Below are 21262 nucleotides of genomic sequence, written 5' to 3'. Positions count from 1 at the left end.
GGATTACACTGCATTTTCAAACTTACTTTTAGTTAGGCTCCATGGCGAACACCGTGAAGCACCCCTTGGAAGTGCGTAAGCGAATCGCGACTTTTCGGAATGACGAGCAGCAGATGCTCGACATCGGAAAGCACCTCTTTGGCGCGCCGGGGACGGCATTCTTCCCGCTTGACTTACTTGCCTACGCCGCTCTTAAGCGGAACCTGAGTACGGCCGAAGCTTTGGCGCTGCTGGTTGAAAACTTTAATCTTGTGTCCGCGCGTGCTCTTCTCCGAGTGCACATCGATACGTCTCTTCGCTTCGCCGCCGCATGGTTCGTGGATAAGCCACAGGACTTCGCTTCAGCCGTCCACGGCGGAGCCAGGATCGACAAGATGAAGGATACCCAAGGCAAGAAGTTGACAGACGCTCGACTTGTCGAGCTCCTATCCCCTGACCATCCTTGGCTTCCGGCCGTCTACGAGAATCTCTCCGGATTCGTGCATCTCTCTGGCAGTCACGTGGCAGCAAGCATTGCAGCGCTCGACACTGAGACGAGAAAAGTATCGTTTCATATTGGGAAGTCCGACGATCACTATCCGCCATTTAGTTGGATCGAAGTGCTTGATTGCGCACACGAGTCCACTGCCATCCTTGCGCACTATCTTCGTGGCTACATCGCCACCAAGGCAATGTCCCCCGAAGAGCTTGCCGCAATAAAAGGGGGCGCAATAAAAGGGAATAAAAGGGGACGTGGCTAATTAAATGCGAGCTCTGTCTGGCATGGTGTGCGTCTTCCTGGATTAATTAGCTGTCCCATTATTGTTATCGGTTCTCCAGCGTTAGGCCCTACAAGGAATCTCCCGATGGCCGAACACACGAATCTCGTCGCCCTCGCATCCTCGCTCCCGGAAGCCTGGCGGTCGCATGTGGTGGGCCGGCCTGCCGGTGCCAACTTCAAGGTGGTGCGAATGGACGGCCAGGCCTATCCGAACGAATCCCATCCGTTCGATGAGGCGCTTCTGGTTCTGGACGGACAGATGAATCTGCAGTTTGGCGACGCGGTAACACGCGTAGGCCCCGGCGAGGTATACATCGTGCCGGCCGGCGTGCCGCACGCCGTGGCAGAAGGAAGCCATGGCACGCTCGTCATCATCGACAGCGGGGCTTAGCAATCCTTCGAAGCCGTCGCCGCCTCGCGGCTAGGCTTAACCCGGGGATAAAAGCAGGGTCAGAGTAGACTTTTTGATGAGCGATGGTGGTGAAACTGCGCTCTGACACTTTTTGCTATTGAGCGAAGTTACCGGAGGCTATCGAGTGCACCTGACAACGATCATCCTGCTCGTGCTCGCTCTATACGTCGCGCAGATCTTCCTGCAAGAGACCTCGCGCTTCAGGTTTGATCTCAAGGGCATCGTTGGCAACCGCGACGTTCAGCCCGAACCCTCGGTGATCGCGGCCCGGCTGGATCGGGCGAAGAACAATCTTCTGGAGGCCTTGCCGATCTTCATCTCCCTGGCACTGCTGGCCCTCACGAGTGGCACCAGCCAGGAGGCCGAGGCTCGGGGCGCCCTGGTCTTTCTTGTCGCCCGCGTCGTCTACGTGCCCGCCTACGTCAGCGGCATCCCCTGGCTGCGATCGCTGGTCTGGCTGGTCAGCATGGCTGGTCTTTTGATGATGGCCTTGCCGATGATCTAGGTCGCGTCGGGAGGCATGGGGCAGGGTCGACTTACCATGCGAAAACTCGGCGGGAACACATTCAGACTGCTTCTTCGGTGATCGACATGCTCAAACATACCGCTACGCTCTCGATCACCATCCTCCTGCTGATGGTGTCACTCTGCGCGGTCGTGGTTGCCGGCCAGAAGCGCTATTTCCCGGAAGGGGCGCTCGATCCCGCCTCGACCGGGTCCGATGGTTTCAGGAACAGCTGGTACTCCGGGCAACTCGAGGTCATGTCCGAGCCTGCGCTGAAGCCGGTAGCGGGCACGCGCACATATCGATTCACCTGGCTCCGGACTTTCAATCATCCGGTCGCTATCAGGGTGGTCATTGGCCAGGCGCAATGCACGCTCCACGCGACGGAACTCGATGGTGCGGGCGGCTCTGCACCGGGCAGGGTGTATCGGCAGAAGGTCGAAGAGATCGCTCCCGAGGCCTGCGCCAGGTTTGAGGCATTCATCCGCGACCATGGCTTCTGGTCTATTGCGCGACGTGGTTCGGCCGTCGGCGAGGATGGCTCCGAATGGATCATCGAAGGCGTTACTGACCGCTATCGCGTGGTCACCCGCTGGACCCCCGAGTCCGGTCCGGTCCGCGCCATCGGCGAGCAGTTTCTTTCGCTGGCCGGATGGAAGTACCCGCAGCGGGAAATGCACTGAACCCACCTGACAGCAATCAAAGGGGACGTGGCTAATTAAATGCGGAATTTGCCTTATGAGGCGGTCGTATGCTCGGATCAATTAGCCACGTCCCCTTATGCGCCAGGATTTCCTCGCGAAAGTTGCGGTTGAAGCGCTCGACATAGGCGTTCTGATGCGGCTCGCCCGGTTTGCGCGGCGTACACCCAGTCCAAAACCGGGTTCGTTCAGCAGGCGCTGGAATCTCCCGGCTCACTTATCTAGTCAGTGGAACTGAACGTGCCCCGTCCTTGGAACATATCGTCGAGGCGGGTGTAGCTGTGCTCCATGCCGTCGGTCATGCCGGTGGAGACTGCTTCTTCACGTGCTTGCTTCGAGGCGAACGTCAGGTTGCAGATCAGCGTCGTGATGCCGTTCTCCTCCGTGAGTTCAAGTGACACGATGCAGGGATCGCCCGTTGGCATGGTGAAGTCCATGTCGCCCGGGTCGAAATATTGTTCGTGGACAAGCCTGGAGCCGTCATCGACTTCGGTGAACGTACCCAGGAAGCCAAACGCGTTGCCGTCTTCGCGGTTTTTCCACTGCCACTTGTATGTGCCGCCGACGCGGACATCCATGTCGCACACGGGCATGTCCCAGCCTTCATAGCCTTGCCATTTGCGCACGAGCTCGGGGCGGGTATGTGCATCCCACACCATCTGGCGAGGCGCATTGAATGTACGTGTGACACGGACTTCGCGATCACTGGGAAATGTCACTTCTGCGGGCTTGGGCATGGTTCTCTCCTTGGTGATCCTTCGTGATGGCGCGCGGCCCTGAGGACGCATGAGCGAACAGTGCGCTGACAAGTCAGCGCTATTTGTTTTTCTGTTTGCGCCGGGACGGTTTGGCCTGGAGTTCCCCGAGCAACGCATCGAGACGCTGGTAGTTCTGCTCGAAGATCTCGCGGTAACGTTCGATCCAGTCCGCGGCCTCCTTCAATCCTTCCGGTTCCAATCTGCGTGGACGTCGTTGCGCATCGATGTCCATCGAGATGAGGCCGGCGCGTTCAAGCACTTTCAGGTGTTTGGAAATAGCGGGTTGGCTCATCTCGAACGGCACGGCGAGTTCCGTCACGGTGGCCTCTCCCGTGGCCAGCCGGGCAAGGATCGCGCGGCGGGTAGGGTCGGCCAGGGCGGCAAAGGTCAGGTTGAGGCGTTCCGAGCTTTGCATAACTATCCAGATACATAACCTAAAGGTAATGTACGGCGGTGAGACAGGCTGGTCAAGACCAACCGACCGGGGGCAGGTTGGGGAATAGGAATTAAAGGGGGACGCGGCTAATCAAGCCAACCCTTAGCGAAGAGCAAGATGGATTCCCGCGTTCGCGGGAATGACGGTGAGGGGGAGTTGTGGCATGGGCCGGGCTGGCGCGCAGCTTTACCGCCCCCGCAACCCCTCCGGCAACGCCTCCCGATACCGCCGACTCACCATCACCGTGGTCCCATCCCGCAGGGTGAGCTCCGCATCCCCATGCCCCCGCGGCGTCAGCGCGGCGATCTGGTCGGCGCGGACCAGGTAGCTGCGGTGCACGCGCAGGAACTGCGCGGGGTGCAGCCGGCTTGCCAGTTGGGTGAGTGTGGCGCGCATCAGGTAGCTGCGTTGCGGGGTGTGCAGTTCCACGTAGTTGCCGCTGCCGACCAGATGGGTCACTTCGTCCAGCGGCACGACCACGCGCTGGCCGCGTTCGGTGATGACCAGCGGCGGCGGATTGAAGGCGGGGGTGGGCATGGCGGCCTGCAGGCGGCGCAGGTCTTCCTCGGCGGGGAGCGGATCGGTGTCGGCGAGGCGGGCGCGCAGGCGGTCCAGCGTGGCGGCGAGGCGCGGGGCGTCGAAGGGTTTGAGCAGGTAGTCCACCGCGGCGACCTCGAACGCGCGCAGCGCATGCTCGTGGTAGGCGGTGGCGAACACCAGCAGTGGCCACGGCGGTGGCAACTGGTCGAGCAGGTCGAAGCCGGTGGACTCGCCTAGTGCGATGTCGAGGAACAGCGCGTCGGCGTTGGCGCCGGGCAGGCTGGCCAGGGCGGCGGGCAGGGTGTCGGCTTCCAGTACGACTTCGAGGTCCGCGTGTTCGGCCAGCAGACGGCGCAGCCGGGCGCGGGCCGGGGCTTCGTCTTCCACGATGGCCAGGCGCAGCGTCATGCGGCCGGCTCCGCCGTCCACGGTTCCAGCGGCAGGGTGATGTCCACCGCGGTGCCGCCTTGCGCAGCGGGGCCGATCTGCCAGTGGTGGCGATCGGGGTAGAGCAGGGCGAGGCGTTCGCGCACGTTGGCCAGGCCCACGCCGGGTTGGGCATCGGCGGCGAAGCCGACGCCGTCGTCCTCCACCCGGCAGTGCAGTTGCCCGTCGTCGCGGCGCAGGGTGACGGCGAGCCGGCCGCGGCCGTTGCGCAGGCCGTGGCGGAAGGCGTTCTCCACCAGCGGCTGCAGCAGCAGGCGCGGCAGCCGCATGGCATCCAGCCCTTCGTCCACGGCGATATCCACCTGCAGCAGGCCGGGTTGCCGTTCGGCCATCAGTGCGGTGTAGGCGCGCAGCCAGTGCACCTCGTCGGCGATGCGCACGAACTCCGAGCCATCGGCGGTCATTGCGGCGCGCAGCAGGTCGGACAGCGCCACGATCATGCGGTCGGCGGCCGGCACGTCCTCGTAGATGCGGTTGGAGATGGCGTTGAGCGTGTTGAATACGAAGTGCGGCTCGATCTGCGCGGACAGGTGCGCCAGTCGCGCTTCGCTGAGCGCGCGGCGCAGCTCCAGCTCGTCCAGTTGCTGCTGGCGGCGCTCGCGGATGGTGCGGATCAGCGCACAGGCGACGACCAGGCTGAGGTAGGTCATCAGGTCTTTCTGGAACTCGTAGACCAGCCCGATCCACACCTCGCCGAACTCGTACGACGAGCCCATTGCCGCGTACACCGCCTTGCGGATCACCACGATGATGGCGACGTGCACCACCGAGAACACCACCGCCGCCGGCAGGTGGATCGGCAGGCGCCGCCAGGCGCCGGGACCGGTGATGCGCCAGCGCGACTCGAACGAGGCGACCGCCAGCGCCAGCGCGCCGATCACCAGCGCGCTGCTCAGCTCCCACGTGTAGTAGTGCCAGGCCACCGCATTGGGGTTGTCGCGCTGGCTGATCCACACGTTGGTGCCCAGCCACAGGCCGATGAAGGTCCAGCCGGCGAAATAGGCCAGCAGCCAGCGCGGTCGGCGCAGCAGGAACGGGCGCAGGGGACGTTCGGAGGGCGTGGTGGGCATGGAGGTTCGGCGGCTGGGCAGCGGCTATTGATAGCGTGCTGTCGCACCGGCCGCCACCCCATTCATTTTCCAGCCAGCTACGACGCTTCGATCCGCGTAGCCTTGCGCCGCCTCCTCGCTGCTTCGCGAACTCCCATGACCGACCCTGCTTCCGCGCCGCACTCGCGTGCGGCGATTCCGCTCGCGCCTTCGCTGGACCCGACGCTGGCCGAGGTGCACCTGCCGCGCCGCTTCCGCCCGCTCGACCGTCGCGTCGTCGGCATCGCGCTGGCCGCGATGGCGCTCGGTGCGGTGGTGGCCGGCGTGGCCCGCGCGCTCACCGCGTTGATCGGTGCGATCACCCACCTGGCGTTCTATGGCCAATGGGGCACCTCGCTGGTCAGCCCGGCGGGGCATCACCTCGGCGCGTGGGTGATCGCGGTGCCGGTGGTCGGCGGGCTGATCGTGGGCGTGATGGCGCGCTGGGGTTCGCGGGCGATCCGTGGCCACGGCATTCCCGAGGCGATGGAGCAGATCCTGCTCAACGAGAGCCGCATCCCGCCACGGATGACCTGGTTGAAGCCGGTGTCCTCGGCGGTGGCGATCGGCACCGGCGGACCTTTCGGCGCCGAGGGCCCGATCATCGCCACCGGCGGTGCACTCGGCTCGCTGCTCGGCCAGCTCGCCCACGTCACCGCCGACGAACGCAAGACGTTGCTCGCCGCCGGTGCCGCCGCCGGCATGGCGGCGGTGTTCGCCGCACCGGTATCGGCGGTGCTGCTGTCGATCGAACTGCTGCTGTTCGAGCGCCGTGCCCGCTCGCTGATTCCGGTGGCGCTGGCGGCGTTCGTCGGCACCGGCGTGCGCTTCGTGCTGGAGGGGAGCGAACCGATGTTCCCAATGCCCGAGGTGGCCGCGGCCGCGCCCGCTGCGCTGGCGGTCTACGTGCTGCTGGGTGCGCTGATCGGCGTGGTCGGCGTAGGCATCACCAAACTCTGCTACGGCATCGAGGACGCCTTCGAAAAGCTGCCGATCCACTGGATGTGGTGGCCGGCGCTGGGCGGCCTGGCGGTGGGGCTGATCGGCTACGTGCAGCCGCTGACGCTGGGCGTGGGCTACGCCAACATCACCACCGCGATCGGCGGCACGCTCGGCGTGTCGGCCCTGCTGGTGCTGTGCGTGGCCAAGCTGGCCTCGTGGTCGATCGCGCTGGGCAGCGGCACCTCCGGCGGCACGCTGGCGCCGCTGTTCACCATCGGCAGCACGTTGGGCGGCGCTCTGGGGCTGGTGATCGCCCAGACGATGCCGGCGCTGCAGGTGGATCCGCGGATGGCCGCGCTGGTATGCATGGCGGCGATCTTCGCCGGCGCCTCGCGCGCCTTCCTCACCTCGGTGGTGTTCGCCTTCGAGACCACGCTGCAGCCGCACGGCCTGCTGCCGCTGCTCGGTGCGTGCGCCGCGGCCTACCTGGTGTCCGGGCTGATGATGCGCAACACCATCATGACCGAGAAGATCGTGCGCCGCGGCGTGCGTGTGCCGTCGGACTACAGCGCCGACCCGCTGGACCGCATCGCGGTGGGTGAGGCGTGCACGCGCGAGGTGGTGACGCTGCGCGCCGAGCAGACCATGGCCGAGCTGCGCGCCTGGCTGGCCCGCGGCGAGGACGTGTCGCGCCACCAGGGTTTTCCCGTGGTCGACGCGCAGGGGCGGGCGATCGGCGTGCTGACCCGGCGCAACCTGTTCGATGCCACGGTGCCGAACGCCGCCCGCGTGGGCAGCCTGGTCACGCGTCCGCCGCTGGCCGTGCACGAGGACCACAGCCTGCGCGAGGCGGCCGACCACATGGTGACCGCCGAGGTGGGCCGGCTGCTCGTGCTGGCCGCCGGGGACGCCACGCGGATGGTCGGCATCCTCACCCGCGGCGACCTGCTCCAGGCGCATGGCCAGCGGCTGCGCGAGGCACGCGAACGACGCAAACATCTGCGCCCGGCAAACTGACAGTTGTCCCAGTTGCCTGTGCGCGGGCAACTGGAGGATGCTCTGTGCCCTGGCGGCCCGGCGTGGAGGAGGGCCCGGAGCAATCTCCGACGAAGGAATCGTGGTGACTGCAAAGCCGGCCTGGTACTGCCTGATCGTGTCGATGCTTCTGCTGCTGCCCCTGACGGCGGCGGGCAAGGTGCTGCGCGTCGTCGGCGACAACAACTATCCGCCCTACCTGTTCCTCGGCCCCGACGGCAAGCCGCGCGGCTACGTCGTGGACGAGTGGAAGCTGTGGGAGCAGAAGACCGGCGTGCACGTGGATCTGGTGGCCACCGACTGGGCCGATGCCCAGCAGCGCCTGCGGTCCGGCCAGGCCGACGTGATCGACATGATCTTCCGCACGCCGGAACGCGAGGCGCTGTACGACTTCACCGAGCCGTTCGCCACCGTGCACGTGGGCGTCTACGTGGATGCGGGCATCACCGGCATCGACAGCCCGGAGGCGCTGTCGGGCTTCAACGTGGGCGTGGAGCGCGGCGACGCCTGCGTGGACCGCCTGCACCGGGCCGGGGTGGATTCGTTGCACGAGTACCCGGGCTACGCCGACATCATCGGCGCGGCGCAGCGGCTGGACATCCGCATCTTCTGCATGGACGAGATGCCGGCGAACTACTACCTGTACCGGCTGCAGGGCGACACCCGCTTCGTGAAGGCGTTCGACTTCTACACTGACGAGTTCCGCCGCGGCGTACGCAAGGGCGACACGCAGACGCTGGCGCTGGTCGAGCGCGGCATGGCGATGATCACCCCAGCCGAACGCGAGGCGCTCAAACGCAAGTGGATGGGGCGGCCGCTGGACTTTGCGCCGTACATGCGCACGTTCGGCTATGCGCTGCTGGTGGCGATCGGTCTCGGCGTGGCGCTGCTGCTGTGGGGCCTGTCGCTGCGGCGGGCGGTGGAGCGGCGCACCCGCGACCTCGAGCACCTGACCCACCACGACGCGCTGACCGGCCTGCCGAACCGCCGCATGCTGCAGTTCCGCCTCGACCAGCTCACCAGCCAGGCGAACGCCTCGCCGCTGGCGCTGCTGGCGGTGGACCTGGACAACTTCAAGCGCGTCAACGAAAGCCTGGGCCACGCCGCCGGCGATCTCCTGCTGCAGGCGGCCGCGAAGCGCCTCGGCGACGCCGTGCCCGAGCACGACCTCATCGCCCACCTTGGCGGTGACGAGTTCGTGGTGCTGCTGGCCAGCAACGTCACCGCGATGAGCGTGTCGGCCACCGCCGGGCGCATCCAGCGCGCCTTGTCCGAACCGTATCGGCTGGACGGCGGCGAGGTGGTGGTCGGCGCCAGCATCGGCGTGAGCCTGTGCCCGGTGGATGGGCGCGACGGCGCCACCCTGCTCAGGAATGCCGATACCGCATTGGACCGGGCCAAGCAGTCCGGGGCGGGCGACTGCCGCTTCTACAACCGCTCGCTCACCGACCAGGCCAGCAGCTGGCTGCAACTGGGCGTGAAGCTGCGCCGCGCGATCCAGGACGGGGCCTTCGAGCTCCACTACCAGCCGCAGATCGACCTGCGCACCGGTCGCCTGGTCGCCGTCGAGGCGCTGCTGCGCTGGCCCGATGGCGGTCCGGATGCGATGCCCGAGCATTTCATTCCGTATGCGGAGGAAACCGGACTGATCGAACCCATCGGCGAGTGGGTGCTGGAGCATGCGGTACGGCAACTGGCCCAGTGGAAGGTCGACGGCCTGCCGTCGTTCCGCATCGCGGTGAATCTCTCGCCGCGCCAGGCCGTCGATGCGCAACTGCCGCTGTTCCTGGTGCGTGTGCTGGCCGATACGGGCCTGTCGCCGGAACTGCTCGAGCTGGAGATCGCCGAGAGCGGATTGATGGAGCACGGCGCGGCCACCGCGTCGCTGCTGCAGTCGCTGCGCCGGCTGGGCGTGGGTCTGTCCATCGACGACTTCGGCACGGGTTACTCCTCGCTGGCCTACCTGCGCCGTCTGCCGGTGGAGGCGATCAAGCTGGCGCCGAGCTTCCTGGCCGGCCTGCCGGAAGACAGCGGCTCGCGAGCCATCGTCGCCGCGGTGATCGGCATGGCGCATAGCCTGGACATGCGCGTGATCGCCGGGGGCGTGGAACGCGCCGAGCAGGTGGAATGCCTCGACGAGCTGGGTTGCAACGTGGTGCAGGGCTACCTTTATGCCGATCCCATGCCCGCCGACGCGTTCCTGCAGTGGTACCGCGAGCATCCGGTGTGCCCGGTTCCGTCAACGACGGATATGCCGTTTCAGGACGCCTGAGCCGTCCGTCCGCCGGGTTTCCCGCGGGGGCGATCGTCTGCGCGGGCGCGAGCGGCCAGGCACTAGACTGCCTGCATGATCGAATCGTCGCCGCCGATGCCGTCCGCAGGTTCGTCCCGCTTGCGCCGCGCCGTGCACGTCACGATGACGGTGCTCACCGGGCTGCTGTTGCTGGCCAGTGGTGCCTGGGGAACGCTGGCACTGTGGTACCGCCTGCCGGGCGGCGGGATCGTCCGGGGACTGGGCAGCGCGCTGTGGTCGGTGCTGGTGCTCGGCCTGTTCGCGCTGGCGGTGGTCCGGCGCAGTGGCTGGCCGTTGGCGGCGTACGTGGTGGGCTTCGCGCTGCTGCTGGCCTGGTGGAGCTCGATCCGTCCCTCCAACGATCGCGTCTGGGCCGACGACGTCGCCCGGCTGATGCGCGGCGAAGTGCACGGCAACCGGGTCACCCTCACCAACGTGCGCGACTTCACCTGGCGCCGCGACGACGACTACGACGTGCGCTGGGAGACGCAGACCTACGACCTGGACCACCTGGTGTCGGCCGACGCGATCCTGTCGTACTGGGGCAGTCGGGCGATCGCCCACGCGATGATCTCGTTCGGCTTCGACGACGGCCGCCACGTGGTGTTCTCGGTGGAGATCCGCAAGAAGCGCGGCGAGGCGTTCTCCAGCATCGGCGGCTTCTTCAAGCAGTTCGAGACGGTGCTGGTGGCGGCCGAGGAAAACGACATCGTGCGCGTGCGCACCAACGTGCGCGGCGAGGACGACTACCTGTATCCGATGACGCTGGAGCGGCCGACCATGCGCAAGTTGTTCCTCGCCTACGTCGAGGCCGCCAACCGGCTGGCCGAACGGCCGGCGTTCTACAACACCGTGACGTCCAACTGCACCACGCTGGTGTACCGCATGGCGCGGCAGATCAACCCCGGCCTGCCGATGGACATCCGCCTGCTGCTCACCGGGCACCTGCAGGGTTACCTGCGCGACCACGATGCCATCGACACCCGCGAACCGGAAGCCGCGCAGCGCGCCCGTGCCCGCATCACCGACAAGGCCCACCGGGTCGGCCCGGGCGAGGATTTCTCGCGCGCGATCCGTGCTCCCGGCTGACCTTGCCGAGCCACGCGCACGCCTGGCTTGCCGCTAGACTGCATCGGGCATTGCCGGGCGACACGAGGACGCATGACCAGGCTCGAATTCAAAGGCGCGCTCTCGCTGCACGCGGGCGATCGCCCGCTCGGCGGACCGGAGCGCATCGAGCTGCTGGCGGCGATCGGCGAGACCGGCAGCATCAGTGCGGCCGCCCGTTTGGTGGGCATGAGCTACAAGGGCGCCTGGGACGCCATCGATGCGATGAACAACCTCGCTGATGAGCCGCTGGTGGTGCGGGCCGCTGGCGGTCGCCGCGGCGGCGGCACCACGCTCACGGCGCGTGGGCAACGACTGGTCGATGCCTTCCGTGCCGTGGCCGCCGAGCATGCGCGCTACGTGGCCCGGCTCGGCGCATTGGACGAAGCCTCGTCGCGCGACCTCCGGCTCATGCGCCGCTTCGCCCTGCGCACCAGCGCCCGCAACCAGCTGGCCGGCACCGTCGTCGCCCTCGCACCCGGCGAGGTCAATGACCTGATCGAGCTGCGGCTGCCCGGCGGGCAGGCGCTGCGGGTGACCATCACCCGCGCGAGCACGGAGGAACTGGCGCTGGCCGTGGGCGTCGAGGCGATCGCCCTGATCAAGGCCTCGGCGGTCATCCTGGTCCCGGTCGATGACGACGCCGCCGACGGCAACCGGCTGGACGGCACCGTCGTGGCAATCCATCGCGATGCGGCGGATGCCGAGGTGCGGCTCGAACTGGACGGTGGTGGTGTGCTGGTCGCGGTGACACCGGGGGAGCGGATCGATGCGCTGCAGCTGGCCGAGGGACGGCCCGTGTGCGCGGTGATCGATGCATCCAGCGTGCTGCTGGGTACCACCGGCTGAGTCCGTCAGTCCGGTCGCGGGCCGGGATGGATGCGCCCGTCGCGGATCTCCAGCACCTGCTGCGCCACCGCTTCGACGTCGGCCGGGTCGTGGGTGATCATCAGCATCTGCAACCCCAGCCGTTCCTGCAGCGCGACGAGGCTGTCGCGCAGGCGGCCGCGCAGGGCGGTGTCCAGTGCGGCAAACGGCTCGTCGAGCAACAGCAGCCGCGGCTCCGGCGCCAGGGCGCGCGCCAGTGCGACACGCTGGCGCTGGCCGCCGGAGAGCTGCGAGGGATAGCGCGCGGCGAGGCCGTCGATCTCGAACGCTTCCAGCCAGCGGCGCGCGGCTTCGGGTACGCGCCGCGGCGACGGCTGGCGCAGGCCCACGCGCAGACCGAACGCCACGTTCTGCGCCACCGTCAGATGGGGGAACAGCGCGTAGTCCTGGAACACGAAGCCGACCTGGCGATCCCGTGCCGGCACGTCGACCCCGCGGAAATCGTCGAACAGGGTGCGGCCGGCCACGGTGACGTGACCGCGATCCGGTCGCAGCAGGCCGGCGATGGCGCGCAGGGTGAGGCTCTTGCCGGCGCCGGACGGGCCGAACAGCACCAGCCGGCCGGCGTCCGAACGGAACGCCACGTCGAGCGCGAACGGGCGCTGCGGATCGTCCAGCCGGCGCTGGATGGCGATGTCCAGGCGCATCAGGCGGCCCCCCGCGGAGTGCGCTCGCGGGTCAGCCGGCTGGCGAGCAGCAGCGCCGTCACGCAGGTGAGCGAGGCGACCAGCACCAGCAGGTTGGCGCCAGCGTCGTCGCCGGCCTCGATCGCCGAATAGATCGCCACCGACAGCGTCTGGGTGCGGCCGGGCAGGTTGCCGGCGATCATCAGCGTGGCGCCGAACTCGCCCAGCGCGCGGGCAAAGGCGAGCAGCGCGCCGGCCACGATGCCGCGCATCGCCAGCGGCAGCGACACCCGCACGAATATCGCCAGCGGCTTCAGGCCCAGCACTTTCGCCGCGTCCTCCAGTTGCACGTCCACGCCCTCGAACGCGGCCCGCGCCGCCTTCTGCACCAGCGGGAAGGCGGCCAGCGTGGCGGCGATCACCGCGCCCTGCCAGGTGAACACGGGGTTGAGGCCGAGGTCGTCGAGCCAGCCGCCGATCAGGCCGCGTCGCCCCAGCAGCACCAGCAGGTAGTAGCCCAGCACGGTCGGTGGCAGCACCAGCGGCAGGGTCAGCAGGGCGTCGACGGTGGCGTTGAGCCGCGAGCGCCAGCGCGACAATCCGTAGGCCACCGCGACACCGAGCACGAGATTGATCCCGGTCGCCCACAGCGCGACCTTCAGCGACAGCAGCAGCGGCTGCCAGATCTCCGGCCGCACGGCGTCAGGGGGCCAGGAAGCCGAAGCGGGCCATTACCTGCTGGCCGGCGGCCGAGCGCACGAAATCGATGAAGGACTGCGCCTCGCTCGCATGAGCCGAATGCGCGACGACGGCGATGGGGTAGGTGATCGGCGTGGGCGAGGGCAGGCGCAGCGCCAGCTTCACCTTGCTGCCGCCGATGGCGGCATCGGTGGCGTAGACGAAGCCGGCATCGACCTCGTCGCGCTCGACGTAGTCCAGGCATTGCCGCACGTTCTGCGCCAGCACCGCCCGCGGCGCCAGCTGCCTGCTCAGGCCGGCATCGTGCAGCACGCGCTGCGTGTAGCGGCCCACCGGCACCGACGCCGGGTTGCCCCAGGCGATGCGCTTGAATCCCGGCCCGGCCAGGTCGGCGAGAGCGGTGAGATGGGTACGCGTTCCGGTGGGGACGATCACCACCAGCTGGTTGCCTGCAAAGTCGATCCGGGTGCCCGGCACGATGGCGCCCTGCGATTGCGCGCGGTCCATCGCCACCTGGTCGGCCGAGGCGTAGACGTCGGCCGGCGCGCCATTGAGGATCTGCCGCAGCAAGGTGTCGGAGGAGGCGAAGTTCAGCACCACGTGGGTGCCCGGATGCGCGGACTCGTAGCCTTTGGCGACCGCCTGGAAGGCATTGGTAAGGCTGGAGGCGGCCGACACCACCAGGTCGCCGGCGTGGGCGGTCCCGAGGGCGGCAAGCGCCAGCAGCAGGGCGGTGAGGCGGCGGGTAGGGAATGCGCGCATGGCGATGCCGGACGTCGTTATTAACCTGGCTATATAACGACGATTCCCGCCGCCGGACAACCGTCCCGGCTCAGCGTGCGCGCAACATCGCCAGCGTGCCGGCCAGCATCAGCCCGGCGGCCAGCGCGAAGCCGGCGGCGGGCGAGTGCAGGCTCCAGGCCAGCCCCACCGCGGCGCTGGAGACGAACTTGGCCACGCCGTTCACCGTGCCCAGCGCGCCGTAGCTGGTGGACAGCCGTTCGGCCGGCACCATCGACGCGGTGACGGTGGATTCCAGCGCCTCCTGTACCGCGGTGTAGAGCCCGGCCACCACGAACACCCCGGCGAGCAGGGCCACGCTGTGCACCTGCCGCAGCACCGCCAGCGCCATCAGCGCGGCGGTCAGCGCGCCCAGCGCATAGCCGGCGACCAGCACCGGCCGGTGGCCGATGCGGTCGGCCAGCGCGCCGATCGGGAACGAGGCGAGCACCTGCACCACGTTGCGCCCCACGTAAAGCAGGCCGGCCACCTGCGCGGCGCGCACCACGCCCAGCGAAGGCGCCAGCAGGGTGGTGGCGGCGAGGATCAGCAGGCTGTGCGAGAAGTCGCCGATGCCGAACAGCCCGACCGCACCGAGGTAGCGCTTGAAACTGGCCGGCAGCTCGCGCAGCGAGCGCATCAGGCGCAGGGCGGGGTTCGGCGACTCGCGCGGGTCGCGCACCAGCAGCAGGAACGCCAGCGCCGCCAGCACGCCGGGCACCAGCGACAGCCACAGCACCAGCCGGAACGGCCAGGCCGCGTCCACACCGTTCAGTCCGCGCGCCCAGCCGAGCAAGGCCACGCCCAGCAGCGGTCCGGCCACCGCGCCCAGCGTGTCGGCAGCCCGATGGAAGCCGAACGCGCGGCCGCGGGTGGTCTCGCTCACCGCCTGCACCACGATGGCATCGCGCAGCGGTCCGCGCAGCCCCTTGCCGAACCAGGAAAGCAGCCGGCCGGCCAGCAGCAGCGGCCACCCGGCCGCCAGCGCGATCAGCGCCTGGCCGGCCGGCGTCAGCGCATAGCCGGCGACCACCAGCGCCTTGCGGTGGCCGAGCCGATCGGCGACATGCCCGGCCACCATCTTGGTGAAGCTGGCCAACGCGTCGGCGGCGCCCTCGATCAGCCCGAGCGCGGCGGCCGGGATGCCGAGCACGGCCAGGAAGCCGGGCAGGATCACCGTGGTGGTCTCGTAGCAGAAATCGCCCAGCGCGCTGGTGAGGCCGGCGCCGGCGACGGTGCGGTTCAACCAGTGGCGGGGCGTGGGCGGCGTCGGGGTGGCGTTCACGGGCGGGCGGTCGCGTTGGCGGAAGGGCGGGTGGCCAGGACCAGATCGTCCGGCGTGTCGATGTCGAGCAGATCGGCGTCGTGGTCGCGCGGGTCGAGCCGTGTCACGCGGTCGGCCTCGCGCTGCAGCAGTCCGCGGGCGCCGTGTGCGCCGGTGAGCGCGGCGAGCGCGGCGAAGTCGTCGCGGGGGAACAGGGCGGGCGGTCCGGCGCGGCCGTCGAGGGCGGTGGCGATGATCCGCCGCGGCGAGCGGGCGTGGGCCTGCAGCAGCGCGGGCAGCAACCGCAGGCCGATCCGGGGCTGGTCCGCCAGCGTCACCAATACGCCGCTGGTGCACGGATGGCGTGCCTGCACCTCGCGCACGCCGGCCGCCAGCGAGTCGCCCATGCCCTGCGACCAGCCCGGGTGGACGTGCACGTCGAGCGGCAGGTCGGCCAGCACAGGCGCCACCGCGTCGGCGTGCGCACCGAGCAGCGCCAGCACCGGCACGCCGCAGGCCAGCGCCTGGCGGGCGCAACGGCGGATCATCGGTTCGCCGTCGACCGGGGCGAGCTGCTTGATGCCGCCGAAGCGGGCGCCTTCGCCGGCGGCCAGCAGCAGGATCACCGGTTGGTGGGCGACCGCGCTCATCCGTGGATGGCGCCGTCGTTGTCGCGCAGTGGGCCGCCGCCGCGTCCGTTGAGCACGGCCATGATCTCGGCCGCGACCGCGAGCGCGATCTCCTCCGGTGTTTCCGAACCGATGTCCAGGCCGGCCGGCGCGTGCAGGCGCAATCCGGCCAGCTCGTGGGCATGCCGCATGCGGGCGACGCGCTCGCGCGATCCCAGTGCACCGGCATAGGCGACGGGTGCATCGCGCAGCGCGGCCAGCCAGGCGATGTCCTGTTCGAGGTTGTGGGTGATCACCACGACCGAAGTGTGCCGGTCCAGCGGCAGCGCGTCGCGGAGCCGCTCCGGGGTCGTGCACATCGTGCGCAGCTCCGGCAGCGGTTCGTGGCGGCGCAGCCGGTCGGCATCGCTGTCGACCAGGGTGGTGCGCCATCCCAGCGCGGTCGACACCGGGAGCAGGGCACGCGCGGCGGCGCTGCTGCCGATCACCACCAGCGCGTGCGGCGGCTCGATCGCCTCGACCAGCACGTCGAGCGTGCCCCGCGGCGAGGACAGCTGCCGCGTGCCGGCCCCGCGTCCCGGCCAGTCGGCACAGGCGGCGGCCATGGCCTCGCCGAGGACCGCGTCGTCCGTGCCGTCGAAGCACACCCGCGCGTGGCTCCAGAGCAGTCGCCGAGGAACGATCACCTCGTCGTCGACGGCGAACAGGGTCGCCAGCCGGACGTCGTCGCGCGACGCCATGCATTGCGCCAGCGGCTCGGCGAAGTCCACGGCACTCGGCGACGGCAGCGGCTCGATGAGGACGTCCAGTTCGCCACCGCAGCCCATTTCGATCAGCACATCCAGCCCGGATTCGCTGTTGTAGCGGATCCGGCGAGGCTGGCCGCTGGCGATGGCTTCGCGGGCCTGTCGTTCGATGTCGCGCTGCGGGCAGCCGCCGGACAGCTCGCAGACCAGCCGGCCGTCCTCGAACACCAGCATGTGCGTGCCGGGCCGGCGGAAGGTGGAGCCGCGCGTACGGGTGAGCGTGGCCAGCGCGGCGCGTGGATGGGGTTCGCCGTGCAGCGCGCGCAGGGCGTCGATCAGCAGGGCCAGTTCGTGCGGCGAATTCATCGCGGGGCTGAACCGGTCGGGAAGTGCATCGAGCAGGGGTCCTGGGATGGGGGCAGGGCATCGCGACGGCGGAACGATGCCCGCCGCGGCCGGAGCGTGGTGCTAGGCCACGTGCGAGGCCAGCAGATCCTCGATCTTCACCGGCAGGTCGCGCACGCGCACGCCGGTGGCGTGGTGCACCGCGTTGGCGATCGCCGGAGCCACGCCGGCCAGGCCGATCTCGCCGATGCCGCGGGCACCGAGCGCGTTGAGCTTGGTGTCCGGATAGTCGAGGAACAGCACGTCCACGTCCGGCATGTCGGCGTGGGTGGTCATGATGTAATCGGCCAGATTGCTGTTGATCGCCTTGCCGTGCAGCGGTTCGTAATGGGTGTCCTCGAACAGCGCCATGCCCACGCCCATCGCGATCGCGCCCTCGATCTGGTTGCGTCCCGTGAGCGGGTTGAGGATGCGCCCGGCGTCGATCGCGGTGACCACGCGGCTGACCCGCAGCCGCGCGATGGCCGGCTCCCAGGTCACCTCGACGAAGTGCGCGCCGTAGGAGTGCATGGAGAACTTCTTCGCCTCCTTGTCGCCGAAGGTGTTGCGCGACTTGCCCTTGCCCTCGACGTGCGCCAGCCGCGCCTGCTTCAGGATGTCGGCGAACGGCACGCCGTCGGCCGGCGTGCCGCTGCGCAGGTGCACGCGACCCTCGGTGAAGGAGAGCTGCTCGGCCTTCGCCCCGGCGAACGGCCCCTGGCCGGCGGCGGTGTCCAGCAGGTGCTGCACGGCGTCGGCCGCGGCCTGCGCCACGGCCGGCACCAGCGAGCCGGTGACCATCGAGCCGCCGGAGAGCGGCCCCGGCGGCAGCGCGCTGTCGCCGATCACCACCTGGATGCGCTCGATCGGCACGCCCAGGTCGTACGCCACCATCTGCGCCAGCATGGTGTAGGTGCCGGTGCCGATGTCCTGCGTACCGCTGGCCACGCGCACGCTGCCGTCGGCGTTGAGCAGCAGCGACACCTCGGCGTCGAGCCGCTGCGCCATCCACGCACAGGCGGCCACGCCCCAGCCGAGCACGACACCGCCCTGCCGCATCGCACCGATCGCCGGATTGCGCCGCGCCCAGCCGAAGCGGTCGGCGCCGCGGGTCAGGCACTCCTTCATGTGGCGCGAGGAGAACGGGATGCCCAGGCTTTCGTCGATCGCCGGTTCGTTGCGCAGGCGCAGTTCCACCGGATCGATCTTCAGCGCCAGCGCCAGCTCGTCCATCGCCGACTCGATCGCGAACAGGCCCGGCACCGCACCGGGGCCGCGCATGGCGGTGTTCGGCGCGATGTCGCGGCGGGCGCGGCCGCTGGTGACCTTGAGGTTCGGCGTGGAGTAGAGGAAGGCGGTGACCTCGCCGCAGTCCTCCTTGGAATCGTCGATGCGCGAGGTGCGGTAGATGAAGTCCTGGCGCAGCGCGACCAGCTTGCCGTCGTGGTTCGCGCCCAGCCGCACGCGCTGCTGGGTGTTGGTGCGGTGGCCGACGTTGTGGAACATCATTTCCCGCGTCACCACCAGCTTCACCGGCTTGCCCAGGTCGCGCGCCGCGGCGGCGGCGAGCAGGGCGTGCGGCCACGGCCACAGCTTGCCGCCGAAGCCGGAGCCGAGGAACTCGGTAACGATCCGCACGTTCTCCTTCGGCACGCCCAGCATCTGCGCCATCACCGCGCGGTGGTTCATGATCGACTGGGTGGTCTCGTACAGCGTGAACGCCTTGCCGTCCCACACCGCCACGCTGGCATGCAGCTCGATCGGATTGTGGGTTTCCGGCGGCGTGGTGTAGGTCTGGTCGACCGTCACCGGCGCGCTGGCCAGGGCCGCGTCGACGTGGCCGCGTTCGGAGTCGGTGGTCTGGTTTTCCTCGGGGTCCAGCGCCATGCGCACGTCCGGCGCGGACACGTTGCGGTAGTCGACCTTCACCGCCCGCGCCGCGGCGGTCGCGTGTTCGAACGTGTCGGCCACCACCAGCGCCACGTACTGGCCGTAGTAGTGGACGGTGTCGTCCTCGAACGGCGGCCGGCTCTCGTCGATGGTGCCGGACTTGCCGGGTTTGTAGAACGTGCCGATGTTGGCGCGGGTGTAGACCTTGCTTACGCCGGGCATGGCTGCGGCGGCGGAGTCGTCGATGGCCGCCACCTCGCCGCGGGCGATGGTCGCGCCCACCGGCACCGCATAGAGCAGGCCGGGGAAGTGGTGGTCGGAGCTGTAGCCGGCACGGCCGCTGACTTTCAGCGGGCCGTCGACGCGCGGGAGGGAGGCGCCGATGGCGGGTCGGGTCGAGGTGGCATCGGGGGACATGGTCGGTTCTCCTCGCGGGGCGCTCAGGCGGTGGCTACGGTGGTGAGGGCGTGCACCAGGCAGCGCCGGGCCAGCTCCACCTTGAAGCCGTTCCCGCTCTGCGGGCGGGCGTCGCGCAGCGCCGCGGTCGCGGCCGCGGCAAAGCTGGCCGGCGTCGCCGGCTGGCCGAGCAGGGCACGTTCGGCTTCGGGCGCGCGCCACGGGCGCGTGCCGACCCCGCCCAGTGCCACGCGGGCGTGCTGGATGCGCCCGCCGTCCACGCCCAGCACCACCGCGGCCGAGGCCAGCGCGAACTCGTACGAGGCGCGGTCGCGCAGCTTGAGATAGTGCGAGCGCGTGCCGGCCTGCGGCGGCGGCAGCAGCACGTGGGTGATCAGGTCGCCCGGCTGCATCACCGTCTCGCGGTCGGGCGTGTCGCCAGGGAGCAGGAAGAAATCGGCGATCGGCACGATGCGCTCGCCGTGCGCGCCGTGGATCGCGATGCGTGCTTCCAGCGCGGCCAGCGCCACGTTCTGGTCGCTGGGGTTGGTGGCGATGCAGTGGTCGCTGGTGCCCAGGATCGCCAGCGTGCGGTTGGCGCCGCCGATCGCCGGACAGCCGCTGCCGGGCTGGCGCTTGTTGCACGGCATGTGCTCGTCGCGGAAGTACATGCAGCGCGTGCGCTGCAGCAGGTTGCCGCCGGTGGTCGCCATGTTGCGCAGCTGCGCCGAGGCGCCGGCCAGCAGCGCCTGCGACAGCACCGCGTAGTCGCGCTTCACCTCGGCGTGGTTGGCGACGTCGCTGTTGCGCGCCAGCGCGCCGATCTTCAGGCCGCCGTCGGGCGTGCGCTCGATCCGGTCCAGCGGCAGGTGGTTGATGTCCACCACCTGCTGCGGCGTTTCCACGTGCAGCTTCATCAGGTCGAGCAGGGTGGTGCCGCCGGCGACGAAGCGCACGCTGGCGCCCTGCTGGGCGGTGGGGGAACGGGCGCCGGCGTCGATCGCCTGGCGGGCGTCGGTGGCGCGGAGGAAGGTGAAGGCCTGCATGGTGTGCTCCTTCAGCCCTTGCGGACCCGGCGGATCGCGGCATGGATGTTCGGGTAGGCGCCGCAACGGCAGATGTTGCCGGCCATCGCCTCCTTCATGGCCGCGTCGTCGGCGGCCCACGGCTCGTCCAGCATCGCCACCGCCGACATGATCTGGCCGGAGGTGCAGTAGCCGCACTGGTAGCCGTCGTGCTCGAGGAAGGCCTGCTGCATCGGGTGCAGCCGCCCGGGCGCACCCAGCCCCTCGATGGTGGTGACGTGGTCGCCCTCGTGCATCGCCAGCAGGCTGAGGCAGGCATTTACCCGGCGTCCGTTGACGTGCACCGTGCAGGCGCCGCACTGGCCGTGGTCGCAGCCCTTCTTGGTGCCGGTGAGCACGAGGTGCTCGCGCAGCGCGTCGAGCAGGGTGGTGCGCGGATCGACGGTGAGCGAGCGCGGCTGGCCGTTGACGGTCAGCTTCACGGTGACCGTGCCGTCGCCGTCCTTGCCCGGCGCGTCCGGCGGCAGGTGCGCCATCGCGGTGGCGGCCAGGGCGTGACCGCCCAGGCCCAGGGTGGAGGCCGCGCCGGTGACGCCGACCATCTGCAGGAAGCCGCGGCGGCTGATCGAAACGGCGGGGGCGGTGACGTCGCCCAGAGGCGGCTGGGGTGGCTTGCGCTGGGACATGCGGTCTGACCTCCGGGAAGCGGCGGACGCCGGCGGGACGGCAGGGGCACCCGCGGGCAGCGGGCGACGGAGCAACCCGTGAACGGTACACCCGACGCGCCGGATCGGCAGCAGTGAAGATGTGATTTCCGCGCCACGCAAGCTTGACCGGAATCAACACCACACCGTCGCGGCGGACGCAGATTGTCTGGTGGCGTGACCCGAGCCGTTGCGCCATCGCCCAAC

The 21262-nt window shown here is 69.2% G+C and carries 22 protein-coding genes; 8 read left to right on the top strand and 14 right to left on the bottom strand.

Annotation, left to right across the window (positions count from 1 at the left end):
• Positions 1-53 precede the first annotated feature (53 nt).
• From ATSB10_RS05165 to ATSB10_RS05150, 4 genes are all read left to right on the top strand, one after another.
• Complete coding sequence (locus ATSB10_RS05165) at positions 54-740, top strand: hypothetical protein (RefSeq protein WP_157469088.1); 687 nt, start codon at positions 54-56, stop codon at positions 738-740.
• A gap of 105 nt (positions 741-845) precedes the next feature.
• Positions 846-1151, top strand: a complete 306-nt coding sequence (locus tag ATSB10_RS05160) for a cupin domain-containing protein (RefSeq protein ID WP_017460741.1) — start codon at positions 846-848, stop codon at positions 1149-1151.
• Between the two features lie 145 nt (positions 1152-1296).
• Positions 1297-1677, top strand: a complete 381-nt coding sequence (locus ATSB10_RS05155; RefSeq protein ID WP_169816701.1) for an MAPEG family protein — start codon at positions 1297-1299, stop codon at positions 1675-1677.
• Between the two features lie 77 nt (positions 1678-1754).
• Positions 1755-2360, top strand: a complete 606-nt coding sequence (locus tag ATSB10_RS05150) for a hypothetical protein (protein WP_063671036.1) — start codon at positions 1755-1757, stop codon at positions 2358-2360.
• Between the two features lie 31 nt (positions 2361-2391).
• Here the strand turns inward: ATSB10_RS05150 and ATSB10_RS19875 are convergent, their stop codons facing one another.
• From ATSB10_RS19875 to ATSB10_RS05130, 5 genes are all read right to left on the bottom strand, one after another.
• A complete protein-coding gene (locus ATSB10_RS19875; RefSeq protein WP_083966082.1) occupies positions 2392-2595 on the bottom strand; it encodes an integrase core domain-containing protein in 204 nt (67 codons plus the stop codon).
• Between the two features lie 4 nt (positions 2596-2599).
• On the bottom strand, positions 2600-3115 hold the full coding sequence (locus ATSB10_RS05145) for an SRPBCC domain-containing protein (RefSeq protein ID WP_063671034.1): 516 nt from the start codon (positions 3113-3115) through the stop codon (positions 2600-2602).
• A gap of 79 nt (positions 3116-3194) precedes the next feature.
• Positions 3195-3551, bottom strand: a complete 357-nt coding sequence (locus ATSB10_RS05140) for an ArsR/SmtB family transcription factor (RefSeq protein WP_063671032.1) — start codon at positions 3549-3551, stop codon at positions 3195-3197.
• 207 nt (positions 3552-3758) lie between these two features.
• On the bottom strand, positions 3759-4520 hold the full coding sequence (locus ATSB10_RS05135) for a LytR/AlgR family response regulator transcription factor (RefSeq protein ID WP_063674341.1): 762 nt from the start codon (positions 4518-4520) through the stop codon (positions 3759-3761).
• Complete coding sequence (locus ATSB10_RS05130) at positions 4517-5629, bottom strand: sensor histidine kinase (RefSeq protein ID WP_063671030.1); 1113 nt, start codon at positions 5627-5629, stop codon at positions 4517-4519. Before ATSB10_RS05130 ends, ATSB10_RS05135 begins: the two co-directional genes overlap by 4 nt.
• 135 nt (positions 5630-5764) lie before the next feature.
• On the opposite strand from ATSB10_RS05130, the gene ATSB10_RS05125 reads away from it, so the two are divergent.
• The 4 genes from ATSB10_RS05125 (at position 5765) to ATSB10_RS05110 (ending at position 11873) form a co-directional block, all read left to right on the top strand.
• The gene (locus ATSB10_RS05125; RefSeq protein WP_063671028.1) at positions 5765-7606 is read left to right on the top strand and encodes a chloride channel protein; all 1842 of its coding nucleotides are present in this window, start codon (positions 5765-5767) and stop codon (positions 7604-7606) included.
• A gap of 103 nt (positions 7607-7709) precedes the next feature.
• Positions 7710-9896, top strand: coding sequence for a putative bifunctional diguanylate cyclase/phosphodiesterase (locus ATSB10_RS05120; protein WP_063671026.1), 2187 nt, complete (start codon positions 7710-7712; stop codon positions 9894-9896).
• Between the two features lie 144 nt (positions 9897-10040).
• Positions 10041-11006 carry an Lnb N-terminal periplasmic domain-containing protein gene (locus tag ATSB10_RS05115; protein WP_063674340.1) on the top strand — a complete coding sequence of 322 codons (966 nt, stop codon included), beginning with the start codon at positions 10041-10043 and terminating at the stop codon, positions 11004-11006.
• A 72-nt stretch (positions 11007-11078) separates the two neighbouring features.
• On the top strand, positions 11079-11873 hold the full coding sequence (locus tag ATSB10_RS05110) for a TOBE domain-containing protein (RefSeq protein WP_063671024.1): 795 nt from the start codon (positions 11079-11081) through the stop codon (positions 11871-11873).
• Positions 11874-11878: 5 nt separating this feature from the next.
• On the opposite strand, the gene ATSB10_RS05105 is transcribed toward ATSB10_RS05110, so the two are convergent.
• From ATSB10_RS05105 to ATSB10_RS05065, 9 genes are all read right to left on the bottom strand, one after another.
• Positions 11879-12559 (bottom strand): sulfate/molybdate ABC transporter ATP-binding protein, encoded by a 681-nt coding sequence (locus ATSB10_RS05105; protein ID WP_063671022.1) that lies wholly within the window; start codon positions 12557-12559, stop codon positions 11879-11881.
• Positions 12559-13236 (bottom strand): molybdate ABC transporter permease subunit, encoded by a 678-nt coding sequence (modB, locus tag ATSB10_RS05100; RefSeq protein ID WP_063671020.1) that lies wholly within the window; start codon positions 13234-13236, stop codon positions 12559-12561. Before modB ends, ATSB10_RS05105 begins: the two co-directional genes overlap by 1 nt.
• 4 nt (positions 13237-13240) lie before the next feature.
• Entirely contained in the window at positions 13241-13999 is a 759-nt protein-coding gene (gene modA, locus ATSB10_RS05095; RefSeq protein ID WP_063671018.1) for a molybdate ABC transporter substrate-binding protein, read from the bottom strand.
• A 70-nt stretch (positions 14000-14069) separates the two neighbouring features.
• Entirely contained in the window at positions 14070-15302 is a 1233-nt protein-coding gene (locus ATSB10_RS05090; protein ID WP_063671016.1) for an MFS transporter, read from the bottom strand.
• On the bottom strand, positions 15299-15931 hold the full coding sequence (locus ATSB10_RS05085) for a nucleotidyltransferase family protein (protein ID WP_063671014.1): 633 nt from the start codon (positions 15929-15931) through the stop codon (positions 15299-15301). Before ATSB10_RS05085 ends, ATSB10_RS05090 begins: the two co-directional genes overlap by 4 nt.
• Positions 15928-17022 (bottom strand): XdhC family protein, encoded by a 1095-nt coding sequence (locus ATSB10_RS05080; protein WP_063671012.1) that lies wholly within the window; start codon positions 17020-17022, stop codon positions 15928-15930. The genes ATSB10_RS05085 and ATSB10_RS05080 overlap by 4 nt, the downstream gene beginning before the upstream one ends.
• Before the next feature lie 102 nt (positions 17023-17124).
• Positions 17125-19347 carry a xanthine dehydrogenase family protein molybdopterin-binding subunit gene (locus ATSB10_RS05075; protein WP_063671010.1) on the bottom strand — a complete coding sequence of 741 codons (2223 nt, stop codon included), beginning with the start codon at positions 19345-19347 and terminating at the stop codon, positions 17125-17127.
• 23 nt (positions 19348-19370) lie between these two features.
• Positions 19371-20372, bottom strand: a complete 1002-nt coding sequence (locus ATSB10_RS05070; RefSeq protein ID WP_063671008.1) for an FAD binding domain-containing protein — start codon at positions 20370-20372, stop codon at positions 19371-19373.
• A gap of 11 nt (positions 20373-20383) precedes the next feature.
• Positions 20384-21037: a (2Fe-2S)-binding protein gene (locus ATSB10_RS05065; protein WP_205631095.1), complete on the bottom strand. Its 654-nt coding sequence runs from the start codon at positions 21035-21037 to the stop codon at positions 20384-20386.
• Positions 21038-21262: the final 225 nt, after the last annotated feature.

Origin of the sequence: Dyella thiooxydans (genome assembly GCF_001641285.1) — a bacterium.
GTDB classification, from domain to species: Bacteria; Pseudomonadota; Gammaproteobacteria; order Xanthomonadales; family Rhodanobacteraceae; genus Dyella_A; species Dyella_A thiooxydans.
This window is presented reverse-complemented; position numbering and strand designations above follow the sequence as displayed.

What these genes read in the sequence shown, in the direction of transcription:
- ATSB10_RS05160 (WP_017460741.1), top strand. Translation starts at nt 846, where the DNA reads ATGGCCGAACACACGAATCTCGTCGCCCTCGCATCCTCGCTCCCGGAA.
- ATSB10_RS05145 (WP_063671034.1), bottom strand. Translation starts at nt 3,115, where the DNA reads ATGCCCAAGCCCGCAGAAGTGACATTTCCCAGTGATCGCGAAGTCCGT.
- ATSB10_RS05140 (WP_063671032.1), bottom strand. Translation starts at nt 3,551, where the DNA reads ATGCAAAGCTCGGAACGCCTCAACCTGACCTTTGCCGCCCTGGCCGAC.
- ATSB10_RS05135 (WP_063674341.1), bottom strand. Translation starts at nt 4,520, where the DNA reads ATGACGCTGCGCCTGGCCATCGTGGAAGACGAAGCCCCGGCCCGCGCC.
- ATSB10_RS05130 (WP_063671030.1), bottom strand. Translation starts at nt 5,629, where the DNA reads ATGCCCACCACGCCCTCCGAACGTCCCCTGCGCCCGTTCCTGCTGCGC.
- ATSB10_RS05125 (WP_063671028.1), top strand. Translation starts at nt 5,765, where the DNA reads ATGACCGACCCTGCTTCCGCGCCGCACTCGCGTGCGGCGATTCCGCTC.
- ATSB10_RS05115 (WP_063674340.1), top strand. Translation starts at nt 10,041, where the DNA reads ATGACGGTGCTCACCGGGCTGCTGTTGCTGGCCAGTGGTGCCTGGGGA.
- ATSB10_RS05110 (WP_063671024.1), top strand. Translation starts at nt 11,079, where the DNA reads ATGACCAGGCTCGAATTCAAAGGCGCGCTCTCGCTGCACGCGGGCGAT.
- ATSB10_RS05105 (WP_063671022.1), bottom strand. Translation starts at nt 12,559, where the DNA reads ATGCGCCTGGACATCGCCATCCAGCGCCGGCTGGACGATCCGCAGCGC.
- modA (WP_063671018.1), bottom strand. Translation starts at nt 13,999, where the DNA reads ATGCGCGCATTCCCTACCCGCCGCCTCACCGCCCTGCTGCTGGCGCTT.
- ATSB10_RS05085 (WP_063671014.1), bottom strand. Translation starts at nt 15,931, where the DNA reads ATGAGCGCGGTCGCCCACCAACCGGTGATCCTGCTGCTGGCCGCCGGC.
- ATSB10_RS05080 (WP_063671012.1), bottom strand. Translation starts at nt 17,022, where the DNA reads ATGAATTCGCCGCACGAACTGGCCCTGCTGATCGACGCCCTGCGCGCG.
- ATSB10_RS05075 (WP_063671010.1), bottom strand. Translation starts at nt 19,347, where the DNA reads ATGTCCCCCGATGCCACCTCGACCCGACCCGCCATCGGCGCCTCCCTC.
- ATSB10_RS05070 (WP_063671008.1), bottom strand. Translation starts at nt 20,372, where the DNA reads ATGCAGGCCTTCACCTTCCTCCGCGCCACCGACGCCCGCCAGGCGATC.
- ATSB10_RS05065 (WP_205631095.1), bottom strand. Translation starts at nt 21,037, where the DNA reads ATGTCCCAGCGCAAGCCACCCCAGCCGCCTCTGGGCGACGTCACCGCC.